This window comes from Limosilactobacillus gastricus DSM 16045, assembly GCF_001434365.1.
Taxonomy (GTDB): Bacteria; Bacillota; Bacilli; order Lactobacillales; family Lactobacillaceae; genus Limosilactobacillus; species Limosilactobacillus gastricus.
Map to the genome: position 1 here is coordinate 1 of NZ_AZFN01000053.1, position 849 is coordinate 849.

At 39.4% G+C, this 849-nt stretch carries 1 protein-coding gene and 1 pseudogene; both read right to left on the reverse strand.

The genetic code is table 11. The annotated features are described in order from the left end of the window. The coding region (locus FC60_RS09865) for a UPF0236 family transposase-like protein (protein ID WP_191978595.1) at window positions 1-430 on the reverse strand (430 nt) is incomplete at both ends. A gap of 1 nt (window position 431) precedes the next feature. Then, a pseudogene (locus FC60_RS09870) lies at window positions 432-827 on the reverse strand (UPF0236 family transposase-like protein); the annotation flags it as partial. Window positions 828-849: the final 22 nt, after the last annotated feature.

The window sequence follows — 849 nt, forward strand, 5'->3', positions numbered from 1 at the left end:
GCTTTCGATTGAGCCGAAGTTTCCGACAGTCCTGTAATTACGATCGCGTGGAAAGGTGATATATTTCCAATTTCGGTCAAGGTAATTTCGTAACCTGATTAATTGATTTAGTTGATTGTCATCAATTAATTGTGATTCATAAGTGTCGAGGATTACTGTTAGTTTATCTTTATCATAATGACGAAAGGCACTTAGTGCTTTTGGAGTTAAGTCATTAAAATGTCCCAAAGTCATCTTAATCTTGCGAAGAGCATGATACCGATCCAACACGAATTCGGTTTTCTTAGCTCCCGTTCCCAAGTTCATCATAGTATCTGGTTCAAACCCAGGACCGGCATCACTACTGAAAAAGATGGTGCAGTTTTTAAGATCATAATGACTGGATAAATACTTTAACAAGCGTTCACAAGCAACGTCCCTATTTAAATCTNTATGATGTTACCCTTATCCTTTGATTTAACGGCCACCGCATCACCCTCAACGACAAGATTGTCGACAGATCTAAGATCTGGATCCAGCTTTGATTCGTCATCAGCAATCTCGCCAGCAACTTTAGCTCCTATCTCACGAGCGATTAAGTCCACTGACCATGCACTGATACTGTTATGAGTAAGTAAATTGATCACATTTGCGGTATTCCGCATGGTAGTTGTTTGAGACAACGAAGCAATTACTGATCTGAGGTAAGGCGATAAGCGTTTCTTCCCTTCAAGTTTTAACTTCTTGTCTAATAAGAAACCTTTCTTACCATCGGGGTAAAGGTAATAACGTCGCTTAAATCCAACCTCACCAAAAGCAAAATTGATTATCCTAGGTTGCCTATTAATAACTTGGTAACCATCCTGCTTG